We start from the raw sequence: 20,738 nt of genomic DNA, 5'->3' as shown, positions 1-20,738 counted from the left end.
ATACAAACGAATGGATGACGATTCGCTTCACCGCCGCACACGCCCGACCGAATTCGACGATCGCGCCGGCTCCATCGCCGGCCGCGAGGTCATCTCGGCGGCGGTGCTATTGGTCTTGATCGTCGTCCTGGCCTATCGGCCGTCATTCAACGCGGAGTTCGTTCATCTGGACGACTTTCAATATGTCGTCGACAACGAACTCGTTCGGCAGCCCAGCCTCGCGGGCGTCTATCGCGTTTTCGCGGAGGTGCTGCACCCTTCGACTGTCGATGGCTACTACCAGCCGCTCACGATGGTCTCGCTCATGGTGGATGCCAAGCTCTCGGGAACGACGTCCCGGTCGGTCCATCCCTTTATCTTCCATTTGACCAACGTGCTGCTGCATGCGGCGACGAGCGTGCTGGTGCTGGTATGGATTCGTACGTTTCTGGGCGGACTGTTTTTGCCGTTCCTGGTCGCGCTGTATTTCGCACTGCATCCGGCGCACGTCGAATCGGTCGCCTGGGTGTCGCAGCGAAAAACCCTGCTGGCGACGTTTCTCGCCATCGCCGCATTGGTGGCTTACGTGGAATGCGTTCGGCATCGCGGGCGAGGATGGTTGGCGACGTCGGTTGTTCTGTATTTCCTGGCGACATTGGCCAAGCCCACGACGGTGCTCCTGCCGCTGGTGCTGCCGCTCATCGATCTTTGGCCGCTGGGGCGCCGTCCACTGGCCGCGCTGCGCGAAAAATGGCCCTTTGTCCCGGTGCTGCTGATCATGGGCTATATCGCGTGGGCGTCGCAGGCCGCGGCAGGCGCAGGGGTCGGCCTGCCGAACTTGTCGGCCGCGAACGCCGTCGGCCGCTGGATCGGGTTGCTGAGTTACAACACCGTACTCTACTTGGGTAATTTGTTGTGGCCCCTCCATTTGTCGCCCTACCGCGGCGTGCCGGACGATCTGTCCCTTTCCAATCCGGCGATTCTGCTTTCCGTCATGGCGACGGCGGCGGTGGTCATCGTGTGGATCGCATCGTGGCGATACTCGTCGCCGTTATTCACCGGATTGACCGCGTTCGGTCTGATGCTCGCGCCGACGATGGGAGCGATTCGCTTCATGGGCTCCTGTGTTGCGGATCGCTTTCTTTACCTGCCGATGTTCTTTCTCCTGCTGCCGATGGCCTACGGGCTGTTTCTGGCAGGGCGCCATTTCACGCGACCGGCCGCGTTCGTGCTCCCCCTCGTGTTGATGGCTTTGCCGCTTTGGATACTGACGCGCGCGCAACAGGGCGTGTGGCAGGATTCTAAGACGCTGTGGACACACGTCGCCCTGGCCGATCCGAAGTTGGCCAAGGCGCACGCCAATCTCGCGCTCCTCGCGCTGGAGGAGGCGGACTACGCCACGGCGCTGGATCACGCCGAAAGGGCGCGCGCATACGATCCGGAAAACTCCGCGAATCTGCATGTGTTGGGCCGCGCGTATGTGCGGCAACGGCAGTTTGACAAGGCCCTGCCGCTGATCGAAAGGGCGCTGGACCAAGGGCTGGGCCCGAATCAGGCGGCGGGTCTGGTCGCGCTGGGCGAGGCGAGGATTTGCCTCGGCGACGAGAACGGCGCGCTCTCCGCCGCGAAGGACGCCGCCGCCCTCGGATACGCGGTCGAGAAGGCCTACGGCGAATTCGGCGACGCCGCTTATCAATTCGCCCGGAACGCCGCATTGGCTGAGCGGATGTTTCATCGAGCGGTCGATGCGGCGCCCGACGATCCGTACTATCGCTGGAAGCGGGCGGCGGCCCTAGAGACCCTGGGGCGGTACGCCGAATCGCTGCGCGAGTGTGAAGAAGCCCTGCGCCTCAGCGGCGAACAAGGCCGCGAGGTCCCGGACGCCGTGCGGCAGGCCGTGGAGCGCCTGCGGCGGCGCGCGGCAAGTCAACCAGCCGGGGGGGCCGCGCACCCATGAAACCGGGCGACTCAGTTTCTTTGACGCGAGCCCAAGTCCGTGAGATCGATCGCCGGGCCATCGAGGAATTCGGCATACCGGGCATCGTCCTGATGGAGAACGCCGGTCGCGGAACCGCGGAGTTCATCATGCGAACGCTCCGCCCTGCCGGTCCGATCGGGATTGTCTGCGGCGGCGGCAACAACGGCGGCGACGGCTTCGTCATCGCCCGCCACCTGGCCAACGCCGGTCTTGAAATCGTCCTCTTTCTCGCCTGCGATCCCGCCCGACTTAAGGGCGATGCCGCCGTAAACTACGGGATTGTCGAAAAGATGAAACTCCGCTCCTATCCGTTTGATTCTCCCGAGCAGGTCCATGCGGCCAGCCCCGCCCTGCATCAATCCGACGTCATCGTCGACGCCATTCTGGGAACAGGTTTCTCCGGCTCCGTGCGTCCGCCGACTAATCTCGCCATCGAAGCCATCAACAATGCCCCCCGCGCCACGATCGTCGCGGTCGATGTCCCGTCCGGCCTGGACTGCGACACCGGAACTCCCGCCACCCCGACGGTTCGCGCGCATCACACCGTCACTTTCGTAGCCCGAAAGATCGGGTTCGATTCCCCTGGCGCGAAGGCGTACACCGGACGCGTCATCGTCGCGGACATCGGCGCGTCGGCAACTCTCGTTTAGGTCGTCGTAGGAGAATCAAAATCACCGGAGACGATGTCGTCGTTGGCGGGGCAGCGCGAAGAGGCCGAACGCCAGGAGCGGGGCGAGGGTGGCAGGTTCAGGGACCAGGAAACTATCCGGACCGGTGCCCAGGCCGATCGCGAAATTGGGGCGGATGTCGTTCTCTGTGAAGCCCATCACGCCGGTGAAGGTGAAGGTGATGTGGTCCTTAACCAGTAGCCGGCCGTCCATGTTGGCAGTCGTCACGTCGCCGGAATAGAGTGCGTAGTCCATGCCGTCCACGATGTTGCCGTTAAAGTTGTTGGGCTTCAGGTCGCTGTTTCCGACGGTCCCCACGCCAAACCCCAGAAAAGGCGTGAAGGCAGGGTCCATGTCCTTGAATTGCCAGGTCCGATCAAAGGGCTCTGTCGCCTTCAGGTCGGCGTCCATCGCCTCCAGCGTATCCGTCGTAAATCGATGGGCCCGCCAGACGTCGCCGGTCGCACTTTGATAGACCAGGACGGGTCGCACATTGACCCCGTTGTAGATGTCGAAGTAATAGCTCGTGCAAAGATCGCTGGGGTTTTGAGTGTGCACCGGCGAGGTGTTGTAGAACACGACGGTCAATACGTCGCCGACGATCATCAGGTGCGCTTCGCAGCTCACGGGCACGCCGGAGACCGACATCCCCGACGCCTGGTGAACCACCACCGCCCTGGCGGGTTCGGCGCGAAAGGCGGCCGACGCCAAGAGGATGGCAACTGTCGTCGCCAAACGCCTGCGAAACATCCCCATCACCCGGTTGGAGTTCGATGCCGCCAAGGATCCCCCGCACTTACGGAGCGAAAGCCGCTCGTGATCTCCCTCACGTACCATGATACCACGCAGGGGCTCGAATTGCTCGGTTTGGAAGGGACGGATTGAGGACGTTATTGGTCGTGTATGCGGCGCGCCCTGAAATCGCAGCGCCGTGGTCATACGAGCAGGCGGCTTTAGGGTTAACAAGTACGCCGCGTGCTTATCTGCCGACGCGTCGGCCCCAATTGCAGCCGAAATGTGCCAAAACACCCAGGGCGATGAGTATGAGAGTGGAGGGCTCGGGTACGTCCGGTACACAGCGATCGACGGTTCCCTCCACATCGCAACGGGTCGTGCCGTACTGAAACTGAACGCTGGAGATCATCGCCAGGGGATCGAAGCCCGCGGGCAGCCCGGACAACGTGAAGATGACCTGGTTCTTGATCAACGCGCCGGCGCCGCCCGTGACCGGTGAGTTGCCCGTCGCCGAATTGTCCAGCGCCGAGGTGATTCCGTATTGCACGCCGTTGACGTTTGACGGTCCTTGAAGATTGGCGCCCGGAAAGCGGCCTCCGACGCCGGTAAAGAGGATGCCGAGACCGGCCGAGCGAATCGCATAGGCCTGTCCAAACGGCGCATTCGTGACACCTTCGTTGTACTCCCACTCGCCGCCCACTCCCTTCGGTGCCGGGTCAAAGGGCGTCGCGGGTGGAAAGAGCAGGCTCGATTCCGGTCCTATTACGGCGCTGGTTCGACCGAGGCCGAGGGCCGGCCCGCTTACGTCGTAATAAACCGCCGTCAAAATCTCCAGGGGCAGCATCACGTCGGTCTGCGCGGAGTTGGTCAGCGTGATGACCAGGTCGTTCCCGGTGGCGTGAAAACTGATTGAAGCGGAAAGCGGCAGGGTAGGGTGAGAGGCGCTCACCAATAAATCCGCGGCGACGGCGGGCGAAGATACGGCCGCCGTCAGCGCCGCCCAGAGACAAAAACTGTTATGTGGTCGGACGAATCGCATAGCTTCCCCCTGTTCGCCCAATGGCTCGCCCGTCCTTTTCGAACGGAGCATAACCACCCCGGCAGACGGGTGTCCCCCCTGGGACGAATGCAGTTGGAGTTCCCCCTTCGTGCGAGTCGAATCAATAAACGTTATTCACGCCGAGAGGGAGAGTCAAGATAGGGCATCGCCCCTCATCGCCGAAAAGCCAGCGCGGAAGCGGGTTTAGATTGGTTTATCGGGGTTATGGCGGTTGCACGCCGTATTTATCGGCCGGCCGGGCGTTACGCTCGGTGGTGTGACGTTGATGCGAACGAGCAACTTGACCCGTTCAAAAATGTGAGGGCAGACCGATACCTCCCCACCTTGTCGATTTGTTGGCGAGATCCTAGAAGACGCCCACAAAGCCGTCGCGGATCACCGTGCCGACCTGCGATCGGAGCGGCATGAGTGCGAAAAAGGCCGTAAAGACCGAACTGACGCCCGTGAATCCCACCAGCCCCGGGATAGTGATACTGCATCCCGTTAGCGGGGCAATCAGGACGACGCAGACGACGGTGGAGATCCAGCGCCCAACGCGGCGGCGGACCAACGAGCGATTAACCATATAACGAATCTCCCTTCTTGTCCGCGTATTAAACCGCGACGAAGCCGACATTCAAGCCCAAAAAGCCGAAAAGGGGCCTCAATATACCTGCCAGGCCCCCCAGCATGAACTAGAACGCCGGCGGCGGGAAGAGATTCAGAAGAACCTGCGTGATCGTTTTCAGGGGGGCTTGGCCATGGCATGACCCTCCAAGCGAGGCGGTCACCCCTGGCGGCAAGTCCGTTGAATTCTCTTGCGAGCCCGGGCCGTAACCAAACATGCAAAGGTCATGATGAGCGGGACCATGCACCCCGTACCGCATACGGGCGCAAAGAAGAGGAAACTGGAAAGCCAGCACACGCCATGGTCGTCCGGGGGAATCTCGCCAGCGCCCTCCGGAGGAATCGGGCATTCGTCGCTGCCATCTCCTCCTCCGCCTTCCACATCACCCGCATCGTTGTCGTCAATGACCACGATGACGTCCGGAATGGCCGGACTGTCGTAGTTCGGATCGGCGCTGGCTGTCTGGCACTGAATGAGGCCGCTGTGAAGACCCTCGGCATCGGCATCGTCCACCGCCATCACGTCGATTTGCTGCGGCACGTTCCAGTTTCCCGCCGTGAAAGTCAATCCGACCGCGACAGCCTGCCCGGTGCCCAAGTTGAGCTGCGCATCCGGCTGTATGGCTACCGTAACCGTGGCGCGGGGTTGGGACGTCAACACGATCGAATAAGCCGCGCTCCCGCCACCCTCGGCGACGTGCAGCCAGCCCGTGCCATCCGGAAAAGTGAGGCCCGCCTGGTCATTGTCCGCAATCGCGACCGCCACGAATGCGGCGGCCAGGCCGTCATAGACGGGATCGGCGCTCACGAGCGTGAAATTGATATTTGCGGCATGCGGGCCCTCTGCAACGAAATCGTCCACGGCGGTCACTGTCACCAACTGCGGCACATTCCATGCGGCCGGCGTGAACGTCAGCGAGACAGCGACGCCCGGCCCGGCGCCCAGATCCATTTGGTCGCTGTGGTTCACCTGCACGACGACATCGGCGTGCGGCTCAGAATCCAGCACGACGCTGAAGTTTTCGCTCGTCGGGCCTTCTTCCGAAACCTGCAGCGCCTGGCCGCCGGTCGAATTCGTCAACCCGGCAGCATCGTTGTCGATGAGGTTCACATGGACCGGAGGCACAAGCATCCCCGCGTAGCTTGTGTCGAAACTTCCCACGGCGAAGGCGATATCGATGATGCCCGAACCGTCGGCGAACACGTCGTCGACCGCGGTGACATTGACGGTCTGCGGAATATTCCAGTTGGCGGACGTAAAGGTCAGTATCAACGGCAGCCCGGGTCCGGCGCCCAGGTCGAGCCGCGCCGTCGTCGCCAAAGTGACGTTGACATCGGCAGTCGGCTCCGACGAGAGTTGCACCGAGAAATCGTCCGACGTGGGACCGGTCTCGTTAACACTGGTGTCGTTGCCTGATTCGGAAATCACGACGCCGGTCGAGTCGTTGTCGAGGATTTGGACGGATACACCGGGCACGACCAGTTCATCGTAAGCTCCATCCGCGCTCGCAACTTGAATAGCGACGGCGCCGGTATGCGGACCCTCCGCGATCGCATCATCAACGGCGAGCGCCGTCACCGCCTGCGCGAGGTCCCAGTTGGCCGTCGTGAACGTCAGCGTGACGGCCACACCGGGACCGCTGCCGAGATCGAGCTGGCTGTCGGGGGACACGTTGATCGTCACGTCAGCGACGGGCTGAGAGCTGAGTCCGATCGTGAAGCTGTCGGTCGCTCCGCCCTCGGCGACTTCTGTGACATTGTCGGACTCCACCAACGACACACCGGCCACGTCATTGTCGAAGATCTGCGCGACCACATCGGGAATTACAACGAGGTCGTAGTTCGGGTCCGCGCTCGCCGTGGCGAATGAAATGCTTCCGCTGTGCTGGCCTTCGGCCGCCGCGTCATCCACCGCCGACACACTGACCTGCCGCTGGATGTCCCAAGTGAGCGATGTAAACACAATATTGATGGGCAGGCCCGCGCCGCTGCCCAGATCGAGCTGGGCGTCCGGCGTCACCGTGATGGTCACATCCGCCACCGGCTGCGAGCCCAGCAGCACGAGGAAATCGTCCGACGGGCCGCCCTCGACGGCCAGCGTCATTCCACCCGATTCGATGATGAACACGGCGGCCGTGATATTGTCGGTGATCTGAACGGATATATCCGGCACAGCGAGCCCGTCGTAGGCCGTGTCCACGCTGGCCACCGAAAAGGCGATCTGGGCCGTATCCGTGCCCTCCGCGATGTCGTCCTGCGCCGCCAACACATTGACCTGCTGCGGCGTCTGCCAGTTGAGCGGGGTGAATGTCCGGGCAATGGCCACGCCCGGTCCGGCTCCCAGGGTGAGCTGGATACCCGGCGTTACCGTAATCGTGACATCGGCGCCGGGCTGGGAGCTGAGCGCGAAGGTGAAGCTGTCCGCCGATCCCCCCTCGACGACACTCGTCGAGCCGCCGGACTGGGTCACAAGGACGCCGGCGAGGTCGTTGTCGGTGATCTGCACGCTGACATCGGGGACGGCCGTCCCGTGGTAGGCCCCATCCAGGCTCGCGACATTGAACGTAATCGAGCCCGAATGGGTCCCCTCGGCGATAAAGTCGTCCATGGCTGCCACCGCAACGGTCTGCGGTGTGTCCCACGTGGCCGTCGTAAACATCAGCAGAACAGCCATACCGGCGCCTGCACCGAGATCGAGCTGGCCGTCGGGCGTCACTGTGATGGTCACGTCACTCGTGGGCTGGGAATTCAACTGCACATCGAAGCTGTCGCCGATGCCGGCCTCGGTCACCTGCGTGGTTCCGTCCGTCTCGGTCACGCGGACACCGGCCGCGTCGTTGTCGGTGATCTGCACGACCACATCGGGGACGACCAGGCCGTTGTAAAGCAGGTCGGCGCTGCCGGTGGTGATGCCAATCGCCCCGATGTGCGGACCTTCGGCGACGGCGTCATCCACCGCCACCACGTTCACCGGCTGTGGCGTCTGCCAGTTCACCGACGTGAACAGCAGATTCAAAGGCAGGCCCCCGCCGCTTCCGACATCCAACTGGGGATCGGGCGAGAGAGTGATCGTCACGTCGGCGGTCGGCTGGGACGCCAGTCGGACCGTCAAGCTGTCGGTGGCCCCGCCCTCAGTCACCGCCGTCGAATTCTCCGATTCAACGATGAGCACGGCGGCACTGTCATTATCAAAAATCTGTACATTGAAGCCCGGGATCGGCAATCCACTGTATGCCGGATCCGCGCTGGCCGAGGTAAGCGCAATCGTCCCGACGTGGACTCCCTCGGCGACGGCGTCGTCCACGGCAGCCACGGTCATCGTTTGATTGAGGTTCCAATTGGCTGCCGTGAACAGCAGCGGAATGGCAATGCCCGCGCCGCTGCCGAGATCGACTTGGTTGTCGGGCGTCACGTTGATCGTCACGGTGGCGCTGGGCTGAGAGTTCAGCACGACCGTGAAGGTGTCGGTCGCGCCGCCCTCGGAGACCTGCGTCGTGCCCCCCGATTGGGTCACAGTAACGCCAGCCACTTCATTGTCGGTGATCTGCACCGCCACGTTTGGCACGGAGAGGGCAGCGTATGCGGGGTCGGCGCTGGCCACGTTGTGGGTGATGCCGCCGGAGTGATTGCCTTCCGCTACCGGGTCGTCGTTGGCCAGCACGGAGACCACCTGCGGCGCGTTCCAATTGGCCGGCGTGAAGGTCAGGGGAACGCCGATGCCCGGCCCGGCCCCGAGGTTGAGCTGCCCATCAGGCTGTACGGTGATGACCACGTCCGCCACCGGCTCCGATGTGAGCACCAGGCTGTAGGTGTCCGGGACCGCACTGCCCTCCGATACGTTGAGCCCGCCGCCCGGCGGATTGATTTGTACGCCCGCGACGTCGTCGTCCAGCACGGTCACGCTCACGTTGGCGATCGGCTGGGCGTTGTAGGCCGCGTCGCTGCTGGAGGACGTGTGCGTCACTTGCAGCACGCGCGTCCCGTTGGCGACCTGGTCGTCGATCGATCGCACCGTGATGGTTTGCGGCGTCTTGAAGTTAGATGGCGTAAATGTCAGAACAATGGGCACTCCCGGGCCCGTTCCCAAGCCCGGTCCCACATTCAAGCCGGTCGGTGGCGTGATCGTGACGAGTACGTTGGCCATCGGCTGCGACCCCAGCTTGCACGTGTAGGAGACCGCGTCGCCGGTGCCCTCGCGAACCTGGGTCCCTGTCAGCGCCGAAAAAATGATGGCGGCCACGTCATTGTCGGCGATGGTGGCCGGCGTTGGCGGGACGTCGAATGCGTTGTAGTTCTGATCGATGCTGTTCAGCGTGTAACTTAGCTGGCTCATGTGCGTGCCCTCGGCCATTTCGTCATCGAAGGCGATGACCGAGAAGACTTGCGGCACATTGGCGCTGCACGCCGGGAACGTCAATTGTCTGGACACGCCCGGACCGCTGCCGATATCCAACTGAGCGCCGGGAAACACGGAAACGTGAACATCTGCGGACGGCGCCGGGTTGAGCGCCAGGCTGATGGCCACCGCGTCGCCGCCCTCGGCGAGGTTGAGCGCGCCGCCAGGTATCGTCACAAGTACGTCAGGCGGTTCAGTCACCGCTATCGGCGCGCGGCCGGTGGCCATAAACGCCTGCGTACGACCGTCGTCCGGCAAGGCGCCGTTCACTCTGATGCCATGGATGAAGTTGTTGCCCGTCCAGAGGCTGTGACCGAGGACGCCTTCCTCATTCGAAACAAACGTGAATATCTCCCCGACGCTCTGCCCCGGAACAAGCGAGATCAGGCCGGGCCTGGAACCGACGTTGCGTCCGGCGTTGAACTGTTCCGACCACCCTTGGAAGTTCCACGTCCGGAGGGCCCAGGTGTTGGTGCCGTCGATGCCATAGGCGATCACCGCTTGCGGGGCCCCCACTTGGAACGCAATGTCAAACGTGCGGCGGTCCGAGAAGGGAGTGGTCGCAAATTCCTGCGATGCGCCCCACACGGATCCGTTCCATTCGTTGGCCATCAGCACACCACTCCGCTTGGTTGCTGCGAACAGGATGGTGTTGCTGAACGGGTCCGCGGCCAGGCGACACCAGGCCAGATTGTTGTCGCTGGCAGGGGCCAACGGGACAGAAACGGCGGACGAAGCGCTGCCGCATTCCACTATGACTGATGACGCGGACGACGCTCCGTCTTCGCCGTAGACGACGAGTGCGCGTCCCGTCTCTCCCTCGAAGGCCGCCGCAAAACACTCGGTGTTGTCAGCGGCCGCGTTGGTGGTCAGGGTCGTAACGGTCCCCCAACCGATTCCTGTCCAGGGGACGAGGAAGAGATCTTTGTTGCTGTCAAGGACCAGCAGAATCGCTTGATCGCTCCGAGGGCTTACATACAACGCGACGAAGCCGAGGTTGCCTGCCCCGGGAATGTCCAGAATCTGCTCAGTCGTAACACTGCCGCTGCCAGTACCCAGGCGATAGCCAAGCTGACCCCGGTTGCGCGTCCCGTAGACGACCAACAATCTACTCGAACTGAGATAGGCCATATCCAGCGCGCGGATGGTTTCGTTCGATGTGACGTTTTGCGCAATCGGCAGGGGCTCGCCCCACGTCGAGCCGTTGAATAAAAGCACAAAGGCGTCTCTGTCCTGATCGATGACCCCGCAGGCAATCTGTCCGCAACTCACAGTCGGGCAGTTGCGTGTCACGACCCATCGTGCCTCCGACGGGATGCCAGGCATGGCCTGGAGCGGCCCCCAATTGGTGCCCGTCCAGTCGCGAAAACGCAGCCTGTCGCGATAGTCCACGAGGATGGAGCGTTCGGTCGTAGCTTCCCCGGTACGGAGGCCAGCGGGGGGACGAGGAATAGCGTCGACCTGAGCAGGCCCGCACGAGAGCAGCTCGGGTTCCGTCGGAATAGTGTCACAGGCAAGGTGTACGACCAGCGCCGCCGCGAGCACGGCCGACGACACGAGCTTTCGAGTCCTCGCGGCCGGTTTCATGACGCCATTCCCGGAATTCCTGAATGGTCGGAAAGCCGTTCGCGTTCGCTAGTGGGGGGACGAGTGGGCCCTGTGACGTTTCCGAGGCCGAACATACGACTCCCCTCTTTTGATGCCACACTCGATTTCGAAAAGCGGAATGGCGGTTGATACAGTGAGTCCGAACTTTTGGCGTCTCGCACAACCAGCACGATTCACCAGCATTAATCAAAAAACCTGTCCTCCGCGAGGTGAAAAACGAATCTTTCCCCGATTCGGGCAGACATCCCCCGTCACGCTCTCAAATCATTTTAACGCAAGTATATACAGACAGTCAATCGAATCGTAACGACCGGCGTAGCCTCGGAGGCTCCAATGTGAAGCAATTGGCGCGGTGCGCGACGATCGCAGCGTCTCGAAAAAGGCGCACGGCTCAGCAATTGCCGAGGGTTCCCATAAGCGCGCGGAGTCGATCTTGGAAAATGCGGACAATGGTGTCGCGGATCAACGAGCCGACCTGCGACCGGAGCGCATGAGTCCGCAAAAGGTCAGGGAGTCCGCACTTACCGCCACGAATTCCACGATTCGGGGGATGGCCTGATCGGCTCCAGGGACTTCAAGCGAGGTACGCAGTCAATTTCAACTGGACCTCGCCTTCCGCTGGCTGCGAAGTTTCAGGAATCCAAGGACGGTAAGCGGGATCATCATCAGACAACCCCCGCCGCACACCGGCGCGAAGGACAGCGTAGTGAACAACAGGCTGATTTCGCCCGGCTGCCCGCACTGGCAGCTCGTCGTTAGGCAGTCAGTGCCATCACCCGCGAAATTGCCTCCCAAGGACGTGCAGAGGGCTGCTGCCGCATCTGGAGTCGCTCCCTGCACAGGCTGGCAAGTGGAGTCCATAAAACAACAGGCACCGATCGCCTGCCCGGCCGGTCCGTCCGGATCGCAATCGTCGATCAAGCCGTCGCCGTCTGAATCAACTTCGTCGGTGTCCGGGATGCCGTTATTATTGCAGTCGTCAAAAAGGGAGACTTGGGCCGTCGCCGACGCCGTGAGTACAGCGGCCCCGGTGGGTCCTTCGTCCAAACAGCCCAGCGTAACGGTCAATGTCACCTCGCAGGCTAGCGGGCAGCCCGATACTCGCGTATCGACCTGGAGCGTGGCATTGGCCTGCGTCGGATTCAGAATCGTCGCTCCCGGGCAATTCGTCGTCCACAGGGACGACACAACGCCCTCCGCGCACGTGCACGTCGAAATCTGACCGGACGGGATGCCCAGCAGCGGCACGCTCACGATGCCGGGCGGGTCCGGACACTGCCTCTGATAGGGTCCGCCGGCATTGGCGTCGATCCCCTGACAGCCGGACGCGTCGATGTTCCCGCCGGGCGGTGTATCCGGGCAGCAGTCGAGACAATCGGAGACGCCGTCGCTGTCACTGTCTTGCGCGCAGATCGTGCCGTCCCCCAGATAGGTGCCATTGGAATTGATGCAGTTCGCTTCGGATAGAATGGCGCAACTACTTGCGAAGTCGCCACAGCACGCGCCCACGTCACAATCATCCGGGATACCGTCCGAGTCGCCGTCGGGCTCGCAGGCGTCGCCCATGCCGTCGCTGTCGCAGTCTTCCTGGCCGGGATTAAATACGTCCACACAGTTGTCGCAGGCATCGGGAACTCCGTCGTCGTCGACATCCAGGGGGTCTAGTTGTTGCTGTGCCTGGAGACAGGAGCAACCGGCCGAGTCGATCGGCCGTTGATCGGGCGGCGTGGCGGGACAATCGTCCATACAGTTGGGGACGCCGTCACTATCCGAATCGGTGTCATTGACAGTGATGGTAAAGCTACAAGACGCCGTGTTGCCCGTGCAGTCGGTTGCCGTACAGGTGACCGTCGTCGTGCCCACGGGGAAGAACGATCCCGGAGGAAGTTCGCAATTCACCATCACGGGGCCGCAATCGCCGCGATTGGCGCAGTTGTCGCTGACTCCGGGCGGCGGATAGTTAATGCTCGCGCCGCACATTTCCGGATCAGAGGGTTGGTCGATCGATGCAGGGCATATGATAACCGGCGGCGTCGTGTCGTTGACGGTAAACGTCGCCGTGCAAGTCTCCGTGTTGCCGGCATCGTCCTCGGCCGTAATCGTCACGACGGTAACGCCCGTACCGACCAGCGAACCTGCCAATGGACTCTGGGTGATCGTCAGCGTGCCCTCACCCGTGCTGCTGCAGTTATCGCCAACGACCAGGTTGCCGCCAGTAAAGTCGGGCACGGCCGCCTGACAGTCCCCGTCCGCAGTGGCCATTTGATCGTCCGCACACTGAACGAAGTTGGGCGCCGTCGTGTCGTTGACCGTGAACGTCGTCGTACACATGTTGGTATTCGGAGGCATCGCCTCGTCGCTGACGGTGATAGTAACGGTATGCATACCGACGCCGACGACCGTCCCGGCGACAGGAACCTGCGTGACTGTCAAATTCGGGACCGCCGAACAATCGTCGGTGGCGCTCACGCCGCCTGTGAAGTCCGGCACCGTCGCTTCACAACTCGAGTCGGCCACCGCCATTTGCGAAGGCGCGCACTGCCCAATCGCCGGTGGAGTCACGTCGACAACCGTGACCGTCGTGAGGCAGCTGTCCGTCTGGTTCGCGGGGTCGGTGACCGTCAGCGTGACGTCATGGGGTCCCAGGGCGACGGATGTTCCGGGGGCCGGAACTTGCGAGACCGTGAAATCGCAGTTGTCCGTCGCCGCGACGCCGTTTCTCAAGTCGGGGATCAAGGCCGTGCACAACGGCTGGTTGGCCGGAATGTTCTGCGGGCCGGCGCACGTGTCGATCGCCGGGGGCATATTGTCCACGACCGTCACGCTAGTATCGCATTCCGCGATAAGGGCGCTGCCCGGGTCGGTGACCGTGATATGAATCGGCGTCAATCCCAGTCCCATCAGCGGTGAACCGGCCACCGGGGTCTGGTCAACGATGAGGTCGCCTGCCAGCGTACAGTTGTCGGTCGCCACGACCATCGGCGTCAGATCCGGCACGAGGGCATTGCAATTCGCATCTGCAAACACCGTCACCGCAGTGGGACAGGTCGTGATCGTTGGTCCGGTCGTGTCATTGACCGTAAACGTCGCGGTGCACGTGGCCGTATTGGGCGGCGTCGCATTGTCGCTCACCGTGACGGTGATCGTGTGCGGCCCGATTCCGACCAGGGTTCCGGCCGCCGGGTTCTGTGAGATGGTTCCCAGGGAGCGATCAATCGTCGCGCAATTGTCGGAAGCGACCACGCCGGCGATAAAGTCCGGAACCGGCGCCATGCACGACGCATTGGCCGACGCGCTTTGGTTCGGACCGCACGACGTGATAACAGGCGTGGTCGTGTCGTTGACGGTGAATGAGACCTGGCACATCGACGAGTTGTCGGCCTCGTCCGTGACGGTCACGGTAACCAGAGTCGCGCCGAGGCCTACCAGCGTGCCGGCCGTCGGGCTCTGCGTAATCACCAGGTTTCCGGCGAGGGAACAATTGTCGCCGGCAGTTACGTCGGGAACGTAGTTGGGGACCGCGGCCATGCAAGTGGCATCGGCCGACGCACTTGTACCTGCCGGGCACGTGACATCCGGCGGAGTCGTATCGTCGACGGTGACGGTGACCTGCGCGCAACTGCTGAAACAGTCAGTGGACGATTTGGCGCGAACGAAAAACGTCGTGGTCTGGGTTAACACGTCGGTGCTCACCGGGGAGCCAGTGGCGAAGGGGTCAATCTGTCCGCCGCAGGATCCGACGAACCATTCGAGCGTGTTGCCCGCGACGGTTTCAGCGGAAAGCGAAGAGGTGCCGCCCGGGCAAAGTTGCGCCGGCGTGGCGAGAACATTGGTCGGTGTCGGTACGCCGAAGCCGCCGGGAAATTGCCCGCAGAGCGGGTTAAAAACCTGGCAAAAGCCGTTGAAACCGTTGCAACTGATGTCGCAGACGTCTGGAATGCCGTTTTCGTTGCAATCCTCGGGCGGAAACGCAAAGGGAATATTGATGGCATTTGCCCCGCCGCCGCCTTGATCGCCACCCTGAAACTTGAACCCCACGCGCAAACCGGGGACGCAAGGATCAAAACTCGCTCCCGTCATACAGGCCAGAAGCCGGTCGAACGCTTGAGCCGCCGTTTCACCGACTTGGAGGTTCAAGGTGAATATGACGGTCAGGGATTCACCTTTATCGATGGATCCATCGTTATTTGCCGGCTGGACCACGATGTTCGGCCCAAACGGACACTCGAAATTCAGGGAAAGGTTTCCGCCAACCGTATAGTTGACGCAAGGGGGATTGCTCGTCGGCGGACAGGCATTGTGAGTCTGCGTCTGAGTACAGCCGGGAGTATTCTCGGGCCCGATTGCGGCGCTGTTGAGCACGATAACGCCGGGCGTGCAAGGATCGGCAAAGGCGATCTCCTTGATCTGGGCGGTGGTGCTCGAACTGCAGATGTTGACGAAGGTAAACTCGACGGTGTCACCAGCGCCCTGGTGGACGTTGACCGTCACGCCCGGCAGGATGATCGGAGGGTTTCCCTGCACCGTTCGAAACGGAAAAATTTCGGCCTTCGCCGACCCGTTGTGGCCCAGCAACAGCGCGGGGACGAGGATCAGGATCGCCCTGGCTCGTGACGCGGCTTTACATCTGCTGTGACAACCACTCATGATTTTGCCGAAACCGAACATAGGACCTCCCGCTACCAATGGGCTCACCGAGTTCGAAAAAGCGCAAGGAGAAACGACACTTGAGGTCTGTAGTTGCGGCGATCGGCGTGGTCAACGCAGGTGAGCGACTGTTTGTAAAAGTTCCATTCTCGGCGAGTTGAAAATGGGATCGACCGCTCCGGAATTGGACTGACTTCCTCCGTATCGCTTCTCAAACTATTCTAGCGCAAGCACATACGGCGGTCAAACGACTCTTGTGGAAACGATGATGCCTTGCGAACCCGGAGAGTTGTTTCGTAGCGAAATGATGTGCGAGACGATCCCGGCCCCCACTTTATAAAGGGGGCGCGTAGACGGACCATCCATGCCCTGCCAGTGTGCGAGCAAGAGCCGTCCTAGAAGATGCTGACAAAGCCGTCGCGGATCACCGTACCGACCTGCGATCGGAGCGGCATGAGTCCGAGAAAGGCGCCAAAGACCGAACTCACCGCCGTGAATCCCACGATGCCGGGGATGGTGAAGGCGCACCCCGTCAAGGGCGCGATCATCACAACACAGACGACGGTGCTGATCCAGCGACCCATTCGACGGCGAACAGTCGAGCGATTACGCATTTTGAACTCCTTATCGGCCGCGAACTAAACCGCTACAAAGCCGACATTCAATCCGAAAAAGCCGAAAATGGCTTCAAACACCACGGCGATGACATCCAACATCGTCAAGAAGAACGGCTGCGGAAAGATGTTCAAGAACAATTGGGTGATCGGTTCCAGAGTCTGGTCCATAAAAGTATCCTCCAGCGAGAGTATTCGGTTAGCGACAGCGGGGCCTTGACTTATGTCGATGCCGCCGCCGGCCGCGTAGCGTCAAAAATCCAATGTACGTTACCGGAATCATCATCAGACAACCCCCGCCGCACACGGGTGCGTAGGAAAGCGTGGTGAAGAGCAGGCTGACGCCGCCGGGCTGGCCGCACTCGCAGCTCGTGGTCGAGCAGTCGGTGCCCGCACCGGCGAAGACGCCGCCCGCCGCGGAGCAGGCCGTCGCATCCGCCGCACTCGCGCATGTCGCATCCGGGAAGCAGCAGGCGCCGGGTGGCGTCGGCTGCGGCACCGGCTCTTCTTCGCAATCGTCGATGATGCCGTCGCCGTCCGAATCGACCTCGCTGGCGTCATCGATGGCGTTGCCATTGCAGTCGTCAAAAAGCGCGACCTGAGCCGTCGCCGACGCCTGCTGGACAACGACCCCCGTGGGCGTTGCCTCGCCCGCGGGCGCACATTCCAGTGTGGCCGTCAACGTCACGTCGCAATCCAGCGGACAGCCCGTAATGCTCGTATCGATCTGGAGCATGGCGTTATCCTGGTTCGCGTTCAGGATCGTGATGCCCGGGCAATCAATCGTCCACTCCACCGTCAAGGTGCCTTCCGGGCAATCGCACGTCGAGATCTGGCCGGAGCGGCTGCCATTCAGCGGAACCGCCACGATCACGGGCGAATCCGGACAGGCCCTCCGGTACGGTCCGCCGGCGTTGGCGCCGACATCCTGGCAGCCGGTCTCGTCGACGATGGCGCCAGGCGGTGAACTTGGGCAGCAATCGATACAGTCGGAGACGCCGTCGCTGTCACCGTCCTGATCGCAGGTGGTGCCGTCGCCCAGATATTCACCATTGGCATCGTTGCAGTTCACCTCGGATAGAATGGCGCAACTGTTCTGGAAGTCGCCGCAGCAGGCCCCGGTCGGGTCGCAGGTGTCAGACTCCTCGTTACAAGTCGTGCCGGGCGGACAAGGGTCAGGCCCATCCACGCACACGCCGCCCACGCAGGTCTCCTCGCCGTTGCAGAAGAGCCCGTCGTCGCAGTCCGTGGAATCGTTGCAGCAGCCGGGAATGGGTGTATGGACGCAGGCGCCACTGTTGCAACTGTCGGCGGTGCAGGGATCTCCGTCGTCGCAAACATCCATTTCGCATTCATCCGGAACATCGTTGGTATTGCAATCCGTTGACCCGCCGCAATCCGGAAAGATATCGCAGAAACCGCCTGCCCCGGAGCAGCTCAGCTCGCATTCGTCCGGCGTTCCATCCTCATCGCAGTCACCGCCGATAAAGGCACACGGCCCGTTCATCGCCGAAGAGCCCTGTCCCGGGAAATCGAGGTTCACGGCTACGCGCAACCCTGCAATCGACTGGGCATCAACGCATCCTGGGCGGGCTGCGGGGAGTTCCCGGGCCTGTTGCATGCAGTTAATCACGTCGCAATATGTCTTGCCGGTCTGCAACGAAAAACGAACCGTCAGAAACTCGCCGGGGTCAACTCTGCACACGCCGCCGCCGCAACCGCTGCCGCTGTCGGCGTCGGCCGAGAATGAATCCGTCGTAACAAAGTCCGGACAGACGTTTGAGCTGTTCGGTGGATCGCCTGGCGACGCGCCCGGCGAAAACGTAACGACATGGCCGTTGGAATTATCGCCAATGATGTCAGCGAGGGTCAGGAGGGGAGGCGTGGGAGTGCAGCGGTCGTCGAACCACACGGCGGACATCCCTTGCAAATCCGTATTGGATAATGCACGGAATGTAAAGTCGACGAGCACATTGCCCCCGGGCGTCGTCATGCCCGTGTCGGTCACCGACAGCGTCAGTCCGTTGGCCGGGGCATTGCTGTTCATGGTGCTGAATCCAAACACCGCCACTGTGTCGCCTGGGCCGCACGTCGTTGAGCATTGTGCACTGGCCGACGACGACAAGCCCAACGTCAAGGCGGCGGCGAGGATTAGGACCCCGTTGCCCTTGGATGACTTCTTACAGCCCTTGGAAATGGTCCGCTGACAATTTTTACCGAAGCCAAACATAAATCCTCCGTACGGAACTTTCATCCGAGTGCGAATCTCAATGAGAACCGCGACAATAAGCCGGTCGTCGCCGCCTGTCGAGCCGTCGACTGCGATCAAACGCCTGAGTTTTGTGGATCCCGTCCCCTGCGAGGTGAGAATTGGATCGGAAGCCCGTCGATGGGCTTTCCTCCTCCGTTACGCTTCCTGAGAATTGTACCCTAACCCAAAAGGCTGTCAAACAGAAAAGGACCGGCAAATAACCAAATTTATCAAAACAGCTTATTGGGACTTAGATGTGCCCGAAAAGGGGCATTGCGGGGGCGATAAGCGGCCCGGACGTTGGTGCTATCGAAGGGCCCGCGTTTCCCGACGATTCCACCGAGTCGGGCCTCCTGTGCGTTAACAGTCAAGCGTCGTTGGAAGTCGGTTCCCCCGGCACCGCTCTTGGCCGCAGCGAAACTCAGGTTGGGACGGCTCCTCGCCAATCAGGCAGTGAGCCATGGGGGGAGGCTGCCATCGCCTCCGCCCTGCCTGGGGCGCGATGCGCCCCCAGGCTTCTTCCCCAACCTCGATTCTCAGCTTTACAGCCCTCCAGACTTGGAATCGCTGCGACCACGTCGCATCCGCTTCTTGTGAGTTCGCCGCGTACTCCGCAATGTCAGGAATCCAAGAACGGTTGCCGGGATCATCATCAGGCAGCCCCCGCCGCACACCGGCGCGAAGGAGAGCGTACTGAAGAGCAGGCTGACGCCGCCCGGCTGGCCGCACTCGCAGCTTGTGGTCGAGCAGTCGGTGCCCGCACCGGCGAAGACGCCGCCCGCCGCGGAGCAGGCCGCCGCATCCGCCGCACTCGCGCATGTCGAGTCGGGGAAACAGCAGGCGCCGGGCAGCGGTTGCGGCACGGGTTCTTCCTGGTCGCAATCGTCGATGATGCCGTCGCCGTCCGAATCGACCTCGCTGGCGTCATCGATGTCGTTGTTATTGCAGTCGTCAAAGAGTGCGACCTGAGCCGTCGCCGAGACCTGCTGAACGACGACCCCCGTGGGCGATGCCTCGCCCTCGGGCGCACATTCCAGTGTGGCCGTCAACGTCACGTCGCAATCCAGCGGACATCCCGTAATGCTCGTATCGATCTGGAGCACGGCGTCTTCCTGGTTCGCGTTCAGAATCGTGATGCCCGGGCAATCGATGGTCCACTCCACCGTCACGGCGCCGTTCGGGCAATCGCACGTCGAGATCTGGCCGGTGCGGCTGCCATTCAGCGGGATGGTCACGATCACGGGCGTGTCCGGACAACGTCTCCGGTACGGTCCGCCGGCTGCGGCGCTGAGGTCTTGGCAGCCGCTCTCGTCGACGATGGCGCCGGGCGGTGTATTCGGGCAGCAATCCCGACAATCCGGAATGCCGTCGCCGTCGCCGTCCTGCGCGCAGGTCGTGCCGTCGCCCAGGTAGTTACCATTGGACTTAAGGCAGTTCGCCTCGGACAGGATCGCGCAACTGTTCTGGAAGTCGCCGCAGCAGGCCCCGGTCTCGCATCCGTCCGGAATCCCGTCGGTGTCGGCGTCCTGGGCATCGTCGAAGCCCTGACAGATATCGCAGGCATCGGGAACGCCGTCCGAGTCGCTGTCGGATTCGCAGGCATCGCCCTCGCCGTCGGTATCGCAGTCTTCCTGGCCGGGGTTTGAATCCACCGGACAGTTGTCTTCGCAATCCAGGACTCCGTCGGAGTCGGCATCGACATCCGCGACGCCGCATCCGCAATCGCCGGCAATCTGTTTGTTGGGATCGTCCGGACAAAGGTCGTTGCAGTCGGGTGTCCCGTCGCTGTCAGTATCCATGTCGGAGACGCCGCAGCCGCACGCGCCGGCAGTCTGTTTGTTGGGATCGTTCGGACAGTCATCGCAGTCATCCGGGATGCCGTCGGTGTCGGAGTCCTGCTCACATTCATCGAGCGTCCCGTCGCTGTCGCAGTCGGACTGGTTGTCCTCACAGTCGTCCGGGATGCCGTCGGTATCGCAATCCGGCTCGCAGGCGTCGCCGATTCCGTCGGAGTCGCAGTCCTCCTGACCGGGATTGGTAATGTCGTCACAGTTATCGCAGGCGTCGCCGAACGCATCGCCGTCGCCGTTCTCCTGGCCGGGGTTGGCAATCGCCACGCAGTTATCGCAGGCGTCGCCCACGCCGTCGCTGTCGCCATCCTCCTGACCGGGGTTGGCAACCAGATCGCAGTTGTCG

11 protein-coding genes are annotated in these 20,738 nt (G+C 62.2%); 2 read left to right on the top strand and 9 right to left on the bottom strand.

The window, feature by feature from the left end:
* Positions 1-10: 10 nt before the first annotated feature.
* Together VJZ71_01420 and VJZ71_01415 are read left to right on the top strand one after the other, a co-directional pair.
* Positions 11-1,936: a tetratricopeptide repeat protein gene (locus tag VJZ71_01420; GenBank protein ID HKQ46709.1), complete on the top strand. Its 1,926-nt coding sequence runs from the start codon at positions 11-13 to the stop codon at positions 1,934-1,936.
* A gap of 20 nt (positions 1,937-1,956) precedes the next feature.
* On the top strand, positions 1,957-2,607 hold the full coding sequence (locus VJZ71_01415) for an NAD(P)H-hydrate epimerase (protein HKQ46708.1): 651 nt from the start codon (positions 1,957-1,959) through the stop codon (positions 2,605-2,607).
* A 21-nt stretch (positions 2,608-2,628) separates the two neighbouring features.
* Here VJZ71_01415 and VJZ71_01410 read toward each other — a convergent pair whose 3' ends face one another.
* From VJZ71_01410 to VJZ71_01370, 9 genes are all read right to left on the bottom strand, one after another.
* On the bottom strand, positions 2,629-3,375 hold the full coding sequence (locus VJZ71_01410) for an XDD4 family exosortase-dependent surface protein (protein ID HKQ46707.1): 747 nt from the start codon (positions 3,373-3,375) through the stop codon (positions 2,629-2,631).
* 229 nt (positions 3,376-3,604) lie between these two features.
* Positions 3,605-4,399 (bottom strand): XDD4 family exosortase-dependent surface protein, encoded by a 795-nt coding sequence (locus tag VJZ71_01405; protein ID HKQ46706.1) that lies wholly within the window; start codon positions 4,397-4,399, stop codon positions 3,605-3,607.
* A gap of 367 nt (positions 4,400-4,766) precedes the next feature.
* Positions 4,767-4,985, bottom strand: a complete 219-nt coding sequence (locus VJZ71_01400; GenBank protein HKQ46705.1) for a hypothetical protein — start codon at positions 4,983-4,985, stop codon at positions 4,767-4,769.
* A 201-nt stretch (positions 4,986-5,186) separates the two neighbouring features.
* On the bottom strand, positions 5,187-11,009 hold the full coding sequence (locus tag VJZ71_01395) for a hypothetical protein (protein HKQ46704.1): 5,823 nt from the start codon (positions 11,007-11,009) through the stop codon (positions 5,187-5,189).
* A gap of 618 nt (positions 11,010-11,627) precedes the next feature.
* Complete coding sequence (locus VJZ71_01390; protein HKQ46703.1) at positions 11,628-15,698, bottom strand: HYR domain-containing protein; 4,071 nt, start codon at positions 15,696-15,698, stop codon at positions 11,628-11,630.
* 374 nt (positions 15,699-16,072) lie between these two features.
* Positions 16,073-16,291, bottom strand: coding sequence for a hypothetical protein (locus tag VJZ71_01385; protein ID HKQ46702.1), 219 nt, complete (start codon positions 16,289-16,291; stop codon positions 16,073-16,075).
* 24 nt (positions 16,292-16,315) lie between these two features.
* Positions 16,316-16,462, bottom strand: coding sequence for a hypothetical protein (locus VJZ71_01380; GenBank protein HKQ46701.1), 147 nt, complete (start codon positions 16,460-16,462; stop codon positions 16,316-16,318).
* A gap of 28 nt (positions 16,463-16,490) precedes the next feature.
* On the bottom strand, positions 16,491-18,338 hold the full coding sequence (locus VJZ71_01375) for a hypothetical protein (GenBank protein ID HKQ46700.1): 1,848 nt from the start codon (positions 18,336-18,338) through the stop codon (positions 16,491-16,493).
* Positions 18,339-19,084: 746 nt separating this feature from the next.
* On the bottom strand, positions 19,085-20,738 hold a 1,654-nt coding region (locus VJZ71_01370; protein HKQ46699.1), incomplete at its 5' end, for a thrombospondin type 3 repeat-containing protein.

The sequence above is a fragment of the Phycisphaerae bacterium genome (assembly GCA_035275405.1).
Lineage (GTDB): Bacteria > Planctomycetota > Phycisphaerae > UBA1845 > UTPLA1 > DATEMU01.
The sequence above is the reverse complement of the archived record's forward strand: the minus strand, read 5'-3'. Positions and strand labels throughout refer to the sequence as shown.

Excerpts from the sequence above, each read along its gene's own strand:
- VJZ71_01420 (HKQ46709.1), top strand. The coding sequence starts at position 11 with ATGGATGACGATTCGCTTCACCGCCGCACACGCCCGACCGAATTCGAC.
- VJZ71_01410 (HKQ46707.1), bottom strand. The coding sequence starts at position 3,375 with ATGTTTCGCAGGCGTTTGGCGACGACAGTTGCCATCCTCTTGGCGTCG.
- VJZ71_01405 (HKQ46706.1), bottom strand. The coding sequence starts at position 4,399 with ATGCGATTCGTCCGACCACATAACAGTTTTTGTCTCTGGGCGGCGCTG.
- VJZ71_01400 (HKQ46705.1), bottom strand. The coding sequence starts at position 4,985 with ATGGTTAATCGCTCGTTGGTCCGCCGCCGCGTTGGGCGCTGGATCTCC.
- VJZ71_01395 (HKQ46704.1), bottom strand. The coding sequence starts at position 11,009 with ATGAAACCGGCCGCGAGGACTCGAAAGCTCGTGTCGTCGGCCGTGCTC.
- VJZ71_01390 (HKQ46703.1), bottom strand. The coding sequence starts at position 15,698 with ATGTTCGGTTTCGGCAAAATCATGAGTGGTTGTCACAGCAGATGTAAA.
- VJZ71_01385 (HKQ46702.1), bottom strand. The coding sequence starts at position 16,291 with ATGCGTAATCGCTCGACTGTTCGCCGTCGAATGGGTCGCTGGATCAGC.
- VJZ71_01380 (HKQ46701.1), bottom strand. The coding sequence starts at position 16,462 with ATGGACCAGACTCTGGAACCGATCACCCAATTGTTCTTGAACATCTTT.
- VJZ71_01375 (HKQ46700.1), bottom strand. The coding sequence starts at position 18,338 with ATGAACAGCAATGCCCCGGCCAACGGACTGACGCTGTCGGTGACCGAC.